Source organism: Brachybacterium paraconglomeratum, assembly GCF_003994255.1.
In the GTDB taxonomy this organism is placed as follows: domain Bacteria; phylum Actinomycetota; class Actinomycetes; order Actinomycetales; family Dermabacteraceae; genus Brachybacterium; species Brachybacterium conglomeratum.
On record NZ_ML133855.1, the window covers coordinates 127,910 to 142,516 of the forward strand.

9 protein-coding genes are annotated in these 14,607 nt (G+C 68.1%); 6 read left to right on the top strand and 3 right to left on the bottom strand.

Annotated elements, in window-relative coordinates; genetic code table 11:
- Nucleotides 1–321 precede the first annotated feature (321 nt).
- From DS079_RS09525 to DS079_RS09545, 5 genes are all read left to right on the top strand, one after another.
- The gene (locus tag DS079_RS09525; protein ID WP_164736182.1) at nt 322–1,749 is read left to right on the top strand and encodes a glycosyltransferase; all 1,428 of its coding nucleotides are present in this window, start codon (nt 322–324) and stop codon (nt 1,747–1,749) included.
- Entirely contained in the window at nt 1,739–2,635 is an 897-nt protein-coding gene (locus tag DS079_RS09530) for an ABC transporter permease (RefSeq protein ID WP_126986894.1), read from the top strand. The genes DS079_RS09525 and DS079_RS09530 overlap by 11 nt, the downstream gene beginning before the upstream one ends.
- Nucleotides 2,636–2,729: 94 nt before the next feature.
- Nucleotides 2,730–3,650, top strand: coding sequence for an ABC transporter ATP-binding protein (locus tag DS079_RS09535; protein WP_241237615.1), 921 nt, complete (start codon nt 2,730–2,732; stop codon nt 3,648–3,650).
- Nucleotides 3,651–3,679: 29 nt separating this feature from the next.
- Entirely contained in the window at nt 3,680–4,852 is a 1,173-nt protein-coding gene (wecB, locus tag DS079_RS09540) for a non-hydrolyzing UDP-N-acetylglucosamine 2-epimerase (RefSeq protein WP_126986898.1), read from the top strand.
- 115 nt (nt 4,853–4,967) lie between these two features.
- A complete protein-coding gene (locus DS079_RS09545; protein ID WP_164736183.1) occupies nt 4,968–8,552 on the top strand; it encodes a glycosyltransferase in 3,585 nt (1,194 codons plus the stop codon).
- A 606-nt stretch (nt 8,553–9,158) separates the two neighbouring features.
- Here DS079_RS09545 and wecB (DS079_RS09550) read toward each other — a convergent pair.
- The 3 genes from wecB (DS079_RS09550) to DS079_RS09560 all read right to left on the bottom strand — a co-directional run bounded on the left by wecB (DS079_RS09550) (nt 9,159) and on the right by DS079_RS09560 (nt 13,400).
- Entirely contained in the window at nt 9,159–10,223 is a 1,065-nt protein-coding gene (gene wecB, locus DS079_RS09550; protein ID WP_126986902.1) for a non-hydrolyzing UDP-N-acetylglucosamine 2-epimerase, read from the bottom strand.
- Nucleotides 10,224–10,232: 9 nt separating this feature from the next.
- Nucleotides 10,233–11,915 carry an amidohydrolase gene (locus tag DS079_RS09555; protein WP_126986904.1) on the bottom strand — a complete coding sequence of 561 codons (1,683 nt, stop codon included), beginning with the start codon at nt 11,913–11,915 and terminating at the stop codon, nt 10,233–10,235.
- 69 nt (nt 11,916–11,984) lie between these two features.
- Nucleotides 11,985–13,400 (bottom strand): sodium/glutamate symporter, encoded by a 1,416-nt coding sequence (locus DS079_RS09560; RefSeq protein ID WP_126986906.1) that lies wholly within the window; start codon nt 13,398–13,400, stop codon nt 11,985–11,987.
- A 282-nt stretch (nt 13,401–13,682) separates the two neighbouring features.
- Here DS079_RS09560 and DS079_RS09565 point away from each other — a divergent pair, with 282 nt between their 5' ends.
- Entirely contained in the window at nt 13,683–14,606 is a 924-nt protein-coding gene (locus tag DS079_RS09565; protein WP_126986908.1) for an ABC transporter permease, read from the top strand.
- Nucleotide 14,607: the final 1 nt, after the last annotated feature.

Here is a 14,607-nt window from a genome sequence, read left to right on the forward strand (position 1 = left end):
CAGCATCTCATCGACGATCCAGCACTGTTCGTCATGCAAGTCAGTCGGCGCTTGCCGCTGAGAATGCGTGTGAGCGTCGGCCGGTCGCTGTTCCACCTCGGCTCGCGACTCCACGGTGGGGCCGGGGTAGCGGCACTCGGCGCCGTGATGGCGGGGGAGAACGGGCGCGCCGAGTCGCAGCTGACAGGACATCCCGCTCCCGGATCACGCCTGCGCAGTGAGGTCGCTGTGCTGTTGGGACGGCCGGATCTCGTCCCGTCGTCGGCTCCTGCCGCTACGAGGGCGCGGGCCGCGTGGTCCCTCGGAGACCTCGAGGGAGCGGTGCAGCTGCTGGATGCCGCAGGAAGCGGCACGACCACGCAGGCACGGCGCCTCCGCAGCGAACTCGCGATGCTCACCCCTGGGTTCCGGCTAGCGAAACGGCGACAGTCGGGGGCTGCCCCCGTGCCGGGGCCCGAGGAGAGAGTACGGGTTCTCCATCTGCTCACGAACTCCCTGCCGCATACGCAGTCCGGATACTCCCTGCGCACGCACAACATTCTCATCGGGCTGCGCGACCGCGGCATAGACTCCGTGGCCCTCACGCGCACCGGCTACCCGGTCATGGTCGGTAAGCCGCTGTGTGCCGACGTCGATGTCGTGGACGGCATCGAGTACCGCAGAACTCTTCCCACGCGCCTGGGCATGACGCCCACGGAGAGGTTGGAGCAGGAGGTCGACGAGGCGCTTCGCATCGTCCGTGAGTTCAGGCCTCACGTCCTGCACGCGACCACTGATTACCGTAACGCGCTCGTCGCCCAGGCGGTGAGCGCCGCGACGGGCATACCGTGGATCTTCGAGGTGCGCGGCCTCATGGAGCAGACGTGGATCGCGTCGCATCCTTCCGAGGAGCTCCGGCGACGCGCCGCCCGATCGGAGAAGGTGCAGCGCATCGTCGCCACGGAGGGTGATCTCGTGCGCACCGCCTCGAGCGTGGTGACGCTCAGCCGCACGATGGCCGATGTGCTCGTGCGACGGGGCGTCCCAGCTGATCGGATCGTCCTCGTGCCGAACGGCATCGACACGGCACTGCTCCGCGAGACGATGACTCCTCGACAGGCGCGGGCTCATGTCGCCGCCGATCTGCCCGCTGACACGCTCGCCGTCGGCGCGGTCAGCGCACTCGTCGACTACGAGGGCTTCGACACCCTCCTCCACGCGGCCGCGCAGATCATCCATGACGACTCGTTGCCGCGGCAGGTGCGCGATCGTCTCCATGTCGTCCTGGTCGGTGACGGATCCGCTGCGCCTGCTCTCGCGGAATCCGCTCGGGAGCTCGGACTCGCTGACAGGATCCTGATGCCCGGAAGGGTCCCTCGCTCCGAGGCTCGGCTCTGGGTGCAGGCTCTCGACCTGGTCGTCGTCCCGCGCAGGGACCTCGACGTCTCCCGCACCGTCACCCCGCAGAAGCCGGTGGAGGCCATGGCTCTGGGACGCCCGGTGGTGGTGAGCGATCTCCCGGCACTGCGGGAGACTGTGACCGATGCAGCAGGTCGGGTGCACGGGACGCTGGTGCCTCCGGATGACCCCCGTGCACTGGCGGAGGCCGTGGCCGAGCATCTGGTCGGTGGAGCCCCTCCTGAGGGCGAGCGCGCCGCAGCTCGACGTGCCGCGCAGGAGAGGACGTGGCCGGTTCTGATGGCACGGTACGAACTCGCCTACTGTGGAGCAGTTCAGAAGTCTTTCGAGGAGAACCACGATGGCGAATGAGGTGAAGAGCTCTGGCGAGGTGATCCGCGCTCTCGAAGCGAGGGGCCATGATGCGAGCGCGCTCAGTCCCATCGGGGTCCGCCCGAATCTGGGTGAGTACCTCGCGCTGCTGTGGGGCCGACGACACTTCATCTGGTTCGACTCGCGGCATCGTGCGGCGAACCAGAACAGCAGGAACCGGCTGGGAAACCTCTGGTTGGTTCTCCGCCCCCTCCTGGATGCTGCCGCGTACTACGTGATCTTCGGATACATCCTGAAGACCGACCGTGGCCTGGAGAACTTCCCGGCCTTCCTCCTCATCGGTGTACTGATGTTCCGTTCCACGACGACGGCCATCTCGTCGGGTGCGAACTCGATGCGGGGAAGCCGATCGATGATCAAGGCATTCACGTTCCCCCGCGCCTCGATCCCCATCTCCAATGCGCTCCAGAGCGCTCTGACCGCGGTGTACACCATGCTTGCGATGTGTGCGGCGATCGTCGTCGTGCCGCCCTTCGCCCTGCCCCAGATGACCTGGCTGCTCCTGGTGCCGATCTTCCTCCTCCATACTCTCGTGAACCTCGGTATCACGCTCATCACGGCAAGGATCGGCTTCTACTTCCCCGACCTGTCTAACATGATGTCCGTGATCGGTCGGTTCCTCATGTACGGATCGGGCGTCATGTTCCCGATCAGCCATTTCCTGAACCCGGGGCTCTTCATGGACATCATCACTCTCAATCCGCTGTTCAGGATCATCGACATGGCACGAACGGCACTCATCGATGGAGCCGTCCCCGACCTCGGCTCATGGCTCGTGGTCCTCGCGTGGGGGGTCCTCCTCACCGTAGGAGGGTTCCTCTTCTTCTGGAGCAAGGAGGCGAACTATGGCCGAGACCTCGGATGACGCCCCAGATCACGATGAGGAGTCGACTCTCGCGGAGAGCCCCTGGGTCGCTCCGGAGCGATCACCCGTCACCGTCGCCGCCCACAACCTGCGCATGCGCTACAAGGTCCCGCGTACGGATCGGACCCCACGCAAGGGGATAGCCGCCAAGCTGCTCCCACGCAAGCACATGGTGGCGGTCGCCGCTGTGCGCGGGGTGGACCTCACGGTGCGCGAAGGAGAGTTCGTCGGGATCATCGGGCGGAACGGGTCGGGGAAGTCCACGCTGCTGCGCATGCTCGCGGGTATCGAACCGCCCACGTCGGGCGTGGTGCTGACCAGCGCACGGCCCCAGCTCCTCGGAGTGAGCGCGGCCCTGATGGGTGAGCTCACCGGTGCGGAGAACATCAAGCTGGGCTTTCTCGCACTGGGGATGACCCCGGACGAGGCGGACGGGAAGTTCGAGGCTGCCGCCGAGCTCTCCGCGCTCGGGGACGCCGTGGACCTGCCGATGCGCACCTACTCCTCGGGGATGGGCGCACGGCTGAAGTTCGCGATCTCGGTGATGGCGGAGCCGAAGATCCTGATGATCGACGAGGCGCTCTCGACCGGTGACGCGACCTTCGCCGAGCGCTCGAAGAGGAAGATGGATGAGATGCTCGGAGCCGCCGGCACGGTCTTCATGGTCAACCATGGCGCGAAGACCATCGAGAACATGTGCTCCCGAGCGATCTGGATGGAGAAGGGCCGCATCGTCATGGACGGCGACACCTTCGACGTCACCAAGCGGTACAGGTCATTCGCGTACCGGATGGCACAGAATCGCGAAGAGGAGGCGATGGAATACTTGAGGGACGCTTTCGAGGAGGGCGCGGAGCAGCGCGCCGCATCGAGACTCACTTCTCCCGACGGGGCATCGGAAGTCCGAAGCGGGCTTCCTGGCCGCGGACCGGACCCCTTCACGGGGATCTTCACGCAGGAGACGGCAGCACGCCGGTTCCCTGGCGGGCGCTCCGACAGCTCGACGAATTCCTGACGTCCCCACCCTCGAGGAAGCGAACACCTATGGCACTGCGCATCATGACGATCTACGGCACGAGGCCCGAAGCGATCAAGCTCGCCCCGATCATCAGGGCGATTGATGCCGACCCGGATCTCGAGAACGTCGTGGTGGTCACCGGCCAGCACCGGGAGATGCTCGATCAGGTCAATGACATGTTCGCGATCCGTCCCGACCATGATCTGGACATCATGGTCGCCGGTCAGAGCCTCAACGGCATCGTCGCGAAAGTGATCGGCGGCGTCGATGCGGCCCTCGAGCAGGAGCGTCCGGATGCGGTGATCGTCCAGGGTGACACCTCCACGGCCATGGGTGCGGCGGTCGCCGCGTTCGACCGGCAGGTCCCCGTCGTCCATCTCGAGGCCGGGCTGCGCTCGGGGGACATCGGGTCGCCCTTCCCCGAGGAGGCGAACCGCAAGATCACCGCCCAGGTCACCTCCCTCCATCTCGCCCCGACCTCGACGAGCAAGGCGAACCTCCTGCGTGAAGGTTTCAGCGAGGATGACGTCGTGGTCACCGGCAACAGCGTGATCGACACGCTCCTCTTCGCCACGGCTGTGCTGGACGTCTCGTTCGACGATGAACGTCTCGAGAATCTCCAGCGCAGTATCGCCGCCGGCGAGCGACGACGCATCCTGCTGGTCACCGCGCATCGGAGGGAGAACCTCGGCTCCGCCATGGAGGACATCGGTCAGGCCGTGGCGGAGCTTGCCCGCATGCACCCTGATCTCACGGTCGTCTTCCCCCTCCACAGGAACCCCAAGGTGCGTGAGGTGATCCTGCCGGCGATTGACGATCTCGAGAATGTCCTGCTCACCGAACCGCTCCCGTACGCACAGTTCACGCGTGCCCTGAGCCTGGCCCACACCGTGCTCACCGACTCGGGCGGGGTCCAGGAGGAGGCTCCCAGCCTGGGCAAGCCCGTCCTCGTGATGCGGGAGAACACCGAGCGTCCCGAGGCCGTGCTCTCGGGCACGGTGAAACTGATCGGGACGAGCAGTCAGCGCCTGGTGGACGAGGTGTCCCTGCTGCTGAGCTCCACGGAGGCGCATGCTGCCATGGCCAATGCCGTCAACCCCTACGGTGATGGACGCGCCGCCGAGCGCACCGTCGCTGCGCTCCGATGGAGGTTCCGGGGCGGGAGGCGCCCCGAGGACTTCACCGGCGATATCGGCTGAGAGAGCCGGGACGGCTCAAGGGGCGAGCACGCAAGACCGGGTTCACCGAAGGATGAGGGAGAGATCTATGCGCGTGATGGTCCGAGTCGCTTCGGCGATCTGCGGAGTTCTGGCGGTGATCCTGCTCGCGCTGCTGATCGCTACCGCCGTGACCGGATCGATCCGCCTCGCCGCCGTCACGGGGGCGGTCGGCGTCCTCGGTGTGATCGGGGTCGTGGTCCTCGTCGACCTGATCCTGCGCAGGGCGGCTCGCACCCGCGACCGGAGCGCCACGAGGCTGACCAACCTCGAACGTCGCGCGCAGAGCGCCGCCGTTGCGGAGGAGGCGCGTGGAGCATCGTTCCAGGAACTTCAGGCGTCCATCCGCCGGGAACTCGACGGACTCGACGCCAGGACCGCGGACACCTGGGCGCTCAGCACGCAGTCCGCCCTGCAGCTCGGACGACGACCGCAGTCGTTCCTCAGCGGCACCCAGGCGCAGGACCTTTTCCAGCACTACCTCGACTCGAATCGTCTGCTGGAGGCTGGCCCGCTGCTCAAGGGCTACCCGGTCCTCGCCACGCAGAAGCTCGGGACGCTGCGCTCCCTCTACCGGTTCTACCGCTCGGCGGGGTACTGGGGCCTCGCCGAGACGGTGCTCGAGAAGATCGCCACGGCCTCGCAAGGGGACAACGACCGCAGCACCCTGCACCGGCTTCGGTGTGACATCGACGTGTTCTCCGACCCTGCGTCCGTCACCGCCGACCTCCCGTCGGTGAATGCCCACTCCGCGACGGGGCCGGTCCTGCACATGGTCGGCAAGATGCTTCCGGACACTCAGTCCGGATACACCTTGCGCACCCACTACACGGCTCGGGCGCAGGCACGCCGAGGACTTCCCGTCGTCGTCGTGGGGCAGTCCGGGATCGCGGAGGGTGAGGACACCCCGGACAGCTACAGCCACGACGGCATCGAGTACCGACGCCTCCGAGGCCCGCATCGCCGAGAGACGGATACCGAGAGCTGGCTGCGCCACGACATCCAAGAGCTCTCGCGGATCGTCCGTGAACTGCGACCGAGCGTCCTGCATGCCCACTCCGACTTCCACAACGCCGTCATCGCCGATGTCGTGGGAAGGGCGCACGGGGTGCCGACGGTGTACGAGAGCCGAGGGTTCTGGGAGGAGTCCTGGCTGACTCGGACCATCGCGCGTCACGGCTGGCAGGGCGACACCGACTCCATATTCGCGACGTACGGTGCACCGGAGGCGTATGCGCTGCGCAAGCACGCCGAGGAGGTGGCCCGTACGCTCCCTGACCACAACTTCACGCTTGCCGAGGTGATGAAGGACCATATCCTCGACTGCGCCCCGGAGGGGCTCGCACCCGAGGAGGTCACGGTCGTCCCCAACGCGGTGGACCCCGAGGAGTTCCCTGTCCAGCAGCGCGACCCGGAGCTCGCCGCCGGACTCGACCTCCCCGAAGATGCCCTCATCATCGGGTACATCTCCTCGATGGTGGAGTACGAGGGCATCGAGACTCTGATCGACGGCTTCCGGGGAGCGGCGGCCGAGGTCGAGGTTCCGCTCCACCTGTTGCTGGTGGGCGCGGGGGACCATCTCGCGGCGCTCAGGCGTCATGCCGAAGAGAGCGGAGCCGAGAACATCCACTTCGTCGGTGCGGTCCCGCACGCGGACGTGTTGCGCTACTACGGCCTCATCGACATCTTCGTCGTCCCACGGCGACGCTCCCCGGTTGGGGAACTCGTCACCCCGCTGAAGCCTTTCGAGGCGTTCGCGACCGGGCGCGCCGTGGTGCTCTCGGACGTCGCGGCGCTGAAGGAGATCGCGGAGGAGTCCGGAGCGGCGGAGACGTTCCGCGCCGGCGATGCCGACGATCTGACCCGGATACTGACTACTCTCGCAAGGGACCCGCAGCGTCGCCGCCACCTGGGCGTGCGGGGAGCTCGATGGGTGCGAGGCCACCGCACCTGGGACGAGAACGTCGCCGCGTACCTCACTGTGTACCGACGGCTCGGGTACCGAGGACCTGCGGACCCGGTCGTCGAGACGCCCCCTCATGACGCGGACGGTGCTGACGTCGCAAGCTCCTCGCGAGGGGGGCGTCGACGAACTGGGCGCCGTGCGGGCTCCCAGCGCCTCGCCGGGTCCTCGGAGGGCGGACCACGAGGCACCTCTCGGATCTCGGAGATCGGCCGCGCCCAGATCTCGGCACCTCTCGACCTCGCGCCGTCATCGGAACGTCCGGGCACGGGCAGGCGCGCCGTCGTCGTGGCGATGAAGCCGCAGATCGCCGGGCGCATACGACGGAACATCATCACCCTTCTCGAACTCGGCTTCGAGGTCACGGTCGTGAACTCGACCCCTCGAGCGGACTTCTTCCAGGGTCTCGCTCATCCGCTCCTCTCGGCGGACTTCATCGAGGTGCACTCGTTGGCGACGCGGTATCAGTCGCGCATGACGCGCAAGAAGAACGAGCGCCAGGCCAGGTGGGATGAGCAGAAGAAGCTGGAGCGGGCGCGGAGAGCGGCCGGAGCGGCCGCGCCGTCTCGCAAGGCGTCGGCGCGGACGACGAGCGATGTTCCGGGCGCGGAGCTCCCTCTGCGGCTGTGGACGTCCGCGCGCGCTCGTGACGTCCGCGAGCGCCTCGAACTGGCGTGGACGACGGCGGACAAGCGGGTCACGAAGTTCGTGAGGAGCTCCCGCAGCACACGGGATCTCGCGATCAGGGACCAGCTGAAGCAGGTCCATCTGATCAATCGTTTCATCGAGTTCTGGCGGCTGTCGCCGGAGCGGATCGCGGCGCACGCGCCCGACCTCGTGGTGAGTTCCGACCTTCCTGGACTGGTGGGCGCAAGCATCGCGGCGCGACGGCTCGGCGTCCCACACCTGCACGACTGCCACGAGCTGTATCTCGAGAGCACGTCCCTCCGGCCTTACGAGCAACGGTTGCTCTGGCCCGTCGAGAAGGCCTACATGCGCCGGGCCGACGCAGTGGTCGTCGTCAACGAGACCATCCGCGACGAGTACCGGGACCGCTACGGCGTCGAGGGGACCGTGCTGCGCAATGCCGCCCCCGCGGTTCCGGAGTCGGTCCGCTCGAATCCGATGGACATCAGGGCGCTGGCGGGCCTCGACCGCACGGCGAAGGTCGTTCTGTATCAAGGCGGGCTCGTCCCGGGACGGGGCCTCGACGTGTGCGTACGGGCAGCAGCGCACTTCGACGACGGCGTGCACCTCGTCCTCATCGGCAAGGGCAGGTCCCGGGACGAGCTCGTGATGCTGGCCGAGGAGGCCGGGGTGGGGGACCGCGTCCACTTCCTGCCCGCAGTCGAGCCCGGAGAGCTCCCGGCGTACACGAGCGCCGCGGACGTCGGCGTGATCCCGTACCAGCCGGTCTCGCGCAACAACGAGTACGCCCTGCCCAACAAGATCTTCGAGTACACGGGTGCCGGCATACCCGTCGTGGCCTCGGACCTTCCCGAGCTGCGTCGCATCGTGAGCACGTCCGAGTGCGGGGTCACCTACGACTCGTTCGATCCCGTCGACCTCGCGAGAGCTCTCCGCGACGTGCTGAGCACGGAGAGGACCGACGCGTATCGCCGCAACGCGGAGCGCTACGGCAGGGCGAACACGTGGGAGTCCGAGCGGGAGATCCTTACGCGGCAGATCAGGGGACTGCTCGGGGACGTTGAGCGCTAGCACCAGCCCCGGCCGGCGTTCCCGCGCCCTGTTGCGATCACCTTCCGCTCGGTCGAGATCGCGAAGCCTGCCGAGCGGGCGAGACGCTTCTGCGGTACGTTCTACTCCTCTCGAGCAGCCGGGATGACGCTACTTAGAGAGAGAACGATCAATGAGCACCCCGAGCGAGCAGATTGAAGCGGAGATCTGGCTGGAAGCTTCGCACCCGCACCTCTCGGACGCGCTGCGTAGGCGCTTCTTCGCCATGGTCAGGGAGTATCACCTCCAGCAAACTCCGGCAAAGCCCACGATCCACTTCCTCTGCGCTCTGAGGCAGGATTACCACGAGTACGAGAGAATCTTTCACGAGATCACGACGGCGGCTTCGCAACCCTGGCCCGCGGGAAGCCGCAGAAGCCCAGCGGTGCCGTTGCTCGAGGGTGATACCCGCGGCCGCCGAGGCGAATTCTACCGGTGTCGCTCTGCGTAGGCTCTGCCGCGACGCCTGCCGGCTGGCCGGCGAGTGTTGCGTTCGCCGGAGCCTTCGTGAGCTACTACCGGCTCACTGGATCGCCTCACCTGAAGCTCAGCTCCCCAGCCGGTAGCGAGAAGACGTCGCCATGTCTCTCAAGACCGCGCGCGCAGGGCATCGATGCTGCGCAAGGAGGCGTGGCCGTCGCCGTAGTGGGGCGGACGCTCAGCAGTCGGGCGGGGGCGGGCGACCGCGTAGGGGAGTTCTACAGGGTTCATCACGAGGCGGTTCCAGTCGTTCTCGAGGGTCTCGACCCACTCGGTCTCGGTGCGAACCGTCGAGGCGGGCGTTCCGAGCAGGTAGGCCTCCTTCTGCAGGCCACCGGAGTCAGTGACGACCGCGGCCGCGTTTTGCACGGCGTTGACGAGGTCAGGGTAGGCGACGGGCTCACCCACGTGGACAGCGCCCCCGGCGAGCTCGATCCCGGCGTCCTTCGCCTTGGCGACGAGGCGGGGGTGTGCGAACAGGGCGAGCGGCATGTCGAGCCGCTGCAGGGAGGTGATGATCGCGGCGAGACGCTGCGGATCGTCGGTGTTGTCGGCGCGGTGGATGGTCGCCACGGCGTAGTCGCCCGTGGGGTCGATCCCCTCGGGGAGCGCGACGGGGGCGTTCTTGACCGACTGGGCCACGCGCAGGCACACGTCGGTCATCACGTCCCCGGTGACTATCGTGCGCTCGGCGAGCCCCTCGGCGGCGAGGTGATCGCGGGCGACCTCGGTGGGGGCCAGAAGCAGGTCGGCTGCGTGGTCGGTGAGGACGCGGTTGTGCTCCTCGGGCATGCGACGGTTGAAGGAGCGCAGGCCGGCCTCTAGATGGGCGACCTTGAGGTGCATCTTCACTGCGGAGAGGGTGCCAGCGAGGGTGGAGTTGGTGTCGCCGTAGACGAGGGTCCAGTCCGGACGGTGCTCCTCGAGCACCTCGTCCATCCCGGCGAGCATCGCGCCGGTCTGGCGGCCGTGGGAGCCTGAGCCGACGGCGAGGTTCACATCCGGGGCCGGGATCCGGAGGTCCGCGAAGAACACGTCGCTCATCGCCGCGTCGTAGTGCTGGCCGGTGTGGACGATGACGTGCTCGACGTCGTCCCGCTGCGCTGCAGCATCCGCGATCGCGGCGAGCTTGACGAACTGCGGGCGCGCGCCCACGACGGACAGGATCTTCATGAGGGGTCCTCAGCGGAGAGTAGGGGTGGCCGGCTGGATCCAGCGGGTCGGGGGAGAGGCGGGCCCCGCATCGAAGACCACCGTCCCATCCTTGATGGTGGTGAGAACGTCGATCTCGCGCAAGTTCGAGGGGGCCGTTGCCAGCGGATCCGCGGAGAGGATCACCAGATCCGCCCGCATCCCCTCGCGGATCTGCCCCTTGGAGCCCTCCTCGCCGTACTGGTGGGCGGCCTCGACGGTGACCGCACGCAGCGCCTCCCAGGTGGAGATCCGTTCCTCGGGTCCGATCTCCTTGCCGGTGCGGCTGATCCGGTTCACGGCCGCCCAGGTCGTCAGCAGCATGTCCGGGGGAGTGACCGGGGTGTCCTGGTGGAGGGTGACGCGCACGTCGCGGTCCAGAGCGGAGCGGGCGGGGGAGATGCGCCGGCCCCGGACGGGACCGAAGTTCTGCAGATGCACGTCACCCCAGAACCAGGTGTGGACGGAGAAGATCGAGGCGATCATGCCCAGCTCCGCCATGCGCTCGAGCTGGTCGTCGCGCACGGTCTGGGCGTGGATCATCACCGGGCGGGCCTCGAGCAACGCTGGGTGCTCGGCGCCGACCCGCTCGACGGTGTCCACCCACAGCTGTGCGGCGGCGTCCCCGTTGCAGTGCGCGATCAGCTGTCGGCCTTGCTCCGCAACGGCGCGGGTGAACTCCTCCACCTCGGCGGGGGAGTGGATCGGGTAGGCGCAGCCGGGGTCCTCATCCCCCTCGATCGGCTCGTAGGGCTCACTCATCCAGGCGGAGCGAGCCTGCGGGGAGCCGTCGAGGATCATCTTGTACCCGCCCAGGCGCAGCCGGTCCCGGTAGTCGTCGGCGAACTCGGGGTGCTCCTGGAAGTACCGGGTGCCGGACTGCACCACGGGGTAGACGACGACGTCCAGGCCGAGCTTTCCGGCCTTCGACGCCTCGATGAGCCCGGTGACCGTGGCCGGGTCCGCGGCGCCCTCCTGGGCGGTGGTGATGCCGTGGCGGAGGTAGTCGGCGCTCGCCAGCTCCGCAGCGCGCAGCGGGTTCGCGACGCCGGCGGGCAGCAGCCCGCCCCCGCCGCCGGGAGAGAGGAGCGGCATGTAGGCGGCCATCGCCGGGTTCTCCTCGACGTACCCGTCCGGGGTCCGGTCGGGGAAGCGCCCGAAGCGGCCGCCGTCGGGGTCGGGCGTCTCGGCCGTGAGGCCGGCGCCGTCGACGAGCACCGAGTTGCCGACCGCCACGTGCATGCTGCGGTGCAGCGCGAAGACGGGCACCTCGGTGGAGACCTGGTCGAGGTCGGTGCGGGTGGGATGGCGGCCCTCGGCCAACAGCTGCGGATCGTACTTCGCACCGATCAGCGGGGTGCGGTCGGAGGGGTCACGCTCGGCGAGGCGCTCGCGGAACGCGGCGACGACCTCGGCGATGCTGCGGGCATTCTCTAGATCGACGAGGGATGCGAGCGTCCCGTGCTGCAGCAGGTGCCCATGGGGGTCGATGAACGCGGGCATCAGCGTGCGACCGGCGAGATCCACCTCCTCGACCGCGGGGGTGGCCAGCTGCCGGATCTCCTCGAGCGGGCCGACGGCGGCGATGCGTCCGTCGCGTACGAGGACGGCCTCCGGGGCGTCCTCCGGGGCGACCATCGTGAGGATGCGGCCGGAGTGGAAGATCGTCTCCACGGTGAGAGCTCCTTGGTTCGAGTCGTGAATGTGGCGCGGCGGCTCTCGGCACGAAGCCGGGAGGGGCGGTCAGCCCACGGGGGCGGGCTCCGCCGTGCGCTCCTCCGCGGCGTCCACGCTCCCGTGCAGGGTCCAGGTGCGCTTCCCGATACTGCGTGTGAGGAGCAGGATCACGAAGTACGCGACGGTCAGCGCCGCCATCACGCCGAGTGCCGGGACCAGGCCCAGCTCGCCCGCGAAGGCGGCGGAGATCGCGAGCATCGCGGGGATGTACAGCAGCTCCGGGAGGTTCATCAGGCCCATCTCCGCCATGGTGGTGGTGCGCATGCGCGGGTCGAGGATCCGCACCAGGGCGAGGCCGGTGGGGGTGGTGCCGGTGAGCGTCCCGTACATGCCCATCGTGCGCTCGAAGTCGTGATCGCTGCCGTAGCGCTGACCGATCAGGAAGCACAGCGCAACGGTCACGGCGGTGACGAGCACGCAGGTGACGAGGATCGGCACCAGCCAGGCGGCGACGACCGCGGCCTGCACCGCCATGAAGGACGCGACCACGACGTAGTCGGTGGTGAACCCGGTGATCTTTGCCTGCATCTGCCGGTCCAGCAGGTGCTCGGCATGCAGCCGGCGCAGCACCCAGCGCACGAAGTACGCCGCGAACAGACCGTTCATGAACATCATCCCGCTGATGGTGTCGCCCACGAAGCCGGGGATTAAGGCGAAGATCCAGGCGAGGCCGTGGGCCAGCAGGTAGGCGAGTCCCATCATCGCCATGTGCACGGTGAGTGTGTCGATGTTCCCGGAGAAGGTGGTCTCCGTGCCCATCGACTCGGTCTCCTCGTCCTCGCGGAAGTAGCCCTTGCCCACCGAGTCGGAGATCTCCATCGAGTGGGAGGCGAGGCCCTTGCTCATGCCCCACTTCGCCAGCGGGACGCCCACGAGGAAGGCGGCGGCGAATCCGGCGGAGGCGAAGGCGAGGCCCACGTTCACCGCGTCGTCCCAGCCCTGCTGCTCGAAGATCCCGGCGAAGGTGACGGCCTGGCCGGGGCCCTGGGCGAAGGCGAAGGGAACCATGAAGCCGTACATCGCGTCCATGCCGCCGAAGCGGCCGGTCGCCGCGACAACGCCCACGCCGATGAGCGCCTGCACCACGAACACGAAAGCCCACGTGAGCCCCATCGCCCAGGCACCGCGCAGCAGCACCTTCTGGGTGCGGCCGCCGTCGTCCTTCGTGCTCGGCGGCGGAGGGGTGAGGCCGATCGAGATGAAGGACAGAGTGAACAGCTGCGCGGTGAGCGACGTGAACAGCTCCTGATCCACGCCCTCCAGGACACCGGAGAGGCCCACGTTCATGGCGATCGCGCCGAGGAACCCGGCGATCACGAAGGCGGGGACCATGGTGGTGCGGAAGGCTGGGATCCAGCGCCGGAGCCCCATGCCGATGAGGCAGAAGATGCCGATGAGGGCGAGACCGAACAGTGCGGGCATGGGGAGGGCTCCTCGCAGCGGCGGCCTCGCTCACAGGGCGCGGCGGGCATGCGCTGGTGTGGTGTCGTGTGGGAGGACGATAGGCAATCGGGCTTGCCGGGACCGTGCTCTCTCATGTCCTGGACGTGCACAGTTGGATAACGATCTGCCATCGCGAGGTGCGCGGGCAGGAGCCGTGCCCCGAGGATCGTGGAGGCTTCACGTCAGGGGGCAAGCCCTCGAGCGCAGGGTACTGTCCCTTCAGCGCACAGACGATCTGCGACGAAGGGGGCGGGACGGAGCATGGACGACGGAGTCGGCACGAGACGGACCGAGCCCTCCACCGCGACCGATGCGGAGACGGCGGAGGAGAGCGCGCAGTCGCGCCAGGTCAAGAGGTCCGCTCGCGCGGGCAGATCCCGCCGGGCGCGACGCAATCGGCTCCTGCAGGCCGGGGTGCTCGTGGGGATCCTCGCGCTGTGGTGGCTGATCACCGCGATCGAGCTGGTCGATCCCCTTTACCTGCCCAGCCCTCAGGCCGTCGCCGGTGCCTTCCTCGACGCCAATCGATGCCTCGTCGTGGACGACGCGACCGGGCGCACGGTGTGCGGGGTGCAGAACTACTACCTGTGGGAGCACCTGATCGCCTCCCTGCAGCGCATCGGTGTGGGCGTCTCCCTCGCCGCGGTCGCGGGCATCGCGCTGGGCTTCCTGATGAGCATGTGGGAGCCCGCGAACACGGCGCTCGCGCCCTATCTCAACTTCCTGCGCGCCCTGCCGCCGCTGGGTTACATCGGCCTGATCATCGTGTGGGTGGGCATCGGGGACACCTCGAAGTACCTGTTGCTCTTCCTCGCGGCCTTCCCGCCGATCGTCATCGCGACCATCGACGGCGTGCGCGGGGTGAGGAGCGACTATCTCGCCGCCGCCCGTTCCATGGGGGCCGGGCCCGGCCAGGTCGCACGCTTCGTGGTGCTGCCCGCCGCGACCGCCTCGATCTTCTCGGGCGTCCGCCTCGCCATCGGATTCGCCTGGACCACCGTGGTCGCGGCCGAGCTCAACAACGGCATCCCCGGCATCGGCGGCCTCGCCTACATCTCCGGCACGCAGCTGAACACCGCCCTCACCATCGCCTGCATCATCGTGATCGGCCTCGTCGCCGTCACGCTCGACGCGATCATCCGCTGGATCGGGGACCGCCTGGTGCCCTGGCACGGAAAGGTCTGAC

What these genes read in the sequence shown, in the direction of transcription:
- DS079_RS09530 (WP_126986894.1), top strand. Translation starts at nt 1,739, where the DNA reads ATGGCGAATGAGGTGAAGAGCTCTGGCGAGGTGATCCGCGCTCTCGAA.
- DS079_RS09535 (WP_241237615.1), top strand. Translation starts at nt 2,730, where the DNA reads ATGCGCTACAAGGTCCCGCGTACGGATCGGACCCCACGCAAGGGGATA.
- DS079_RS09560 (WP_126986906.1), bottom strand. Translation starts at nt 13,400, where the DNA reads ATGCCCGCACTGTTCGGTCTCGCCCTCATCGGCATCTTCTGCCTCATC.
- wecB (WP_126986898.1), top strand. Translation starts at nt 3,680, where the DNA reads ATGGCACTGCGCATCATGACGATCTACGGCACGAGGCCCGAAGCGATC.
- DS079_RS09565 (WP_126986908.1), top strand. Translation starts at nt 13,683, where the DNA reads ATGGACGACGGAGTCGGCACGAGACGGACCGAGCCCTCCACCGCGACC.
- wecB (WP_126986902.1), bottom strand. Translation starts at nt 10,223, where the DNA reads ATGAAGATCCTGTCCGTCGTGGGCGCGCGCCCGCAGTTCGTCAAGCTC.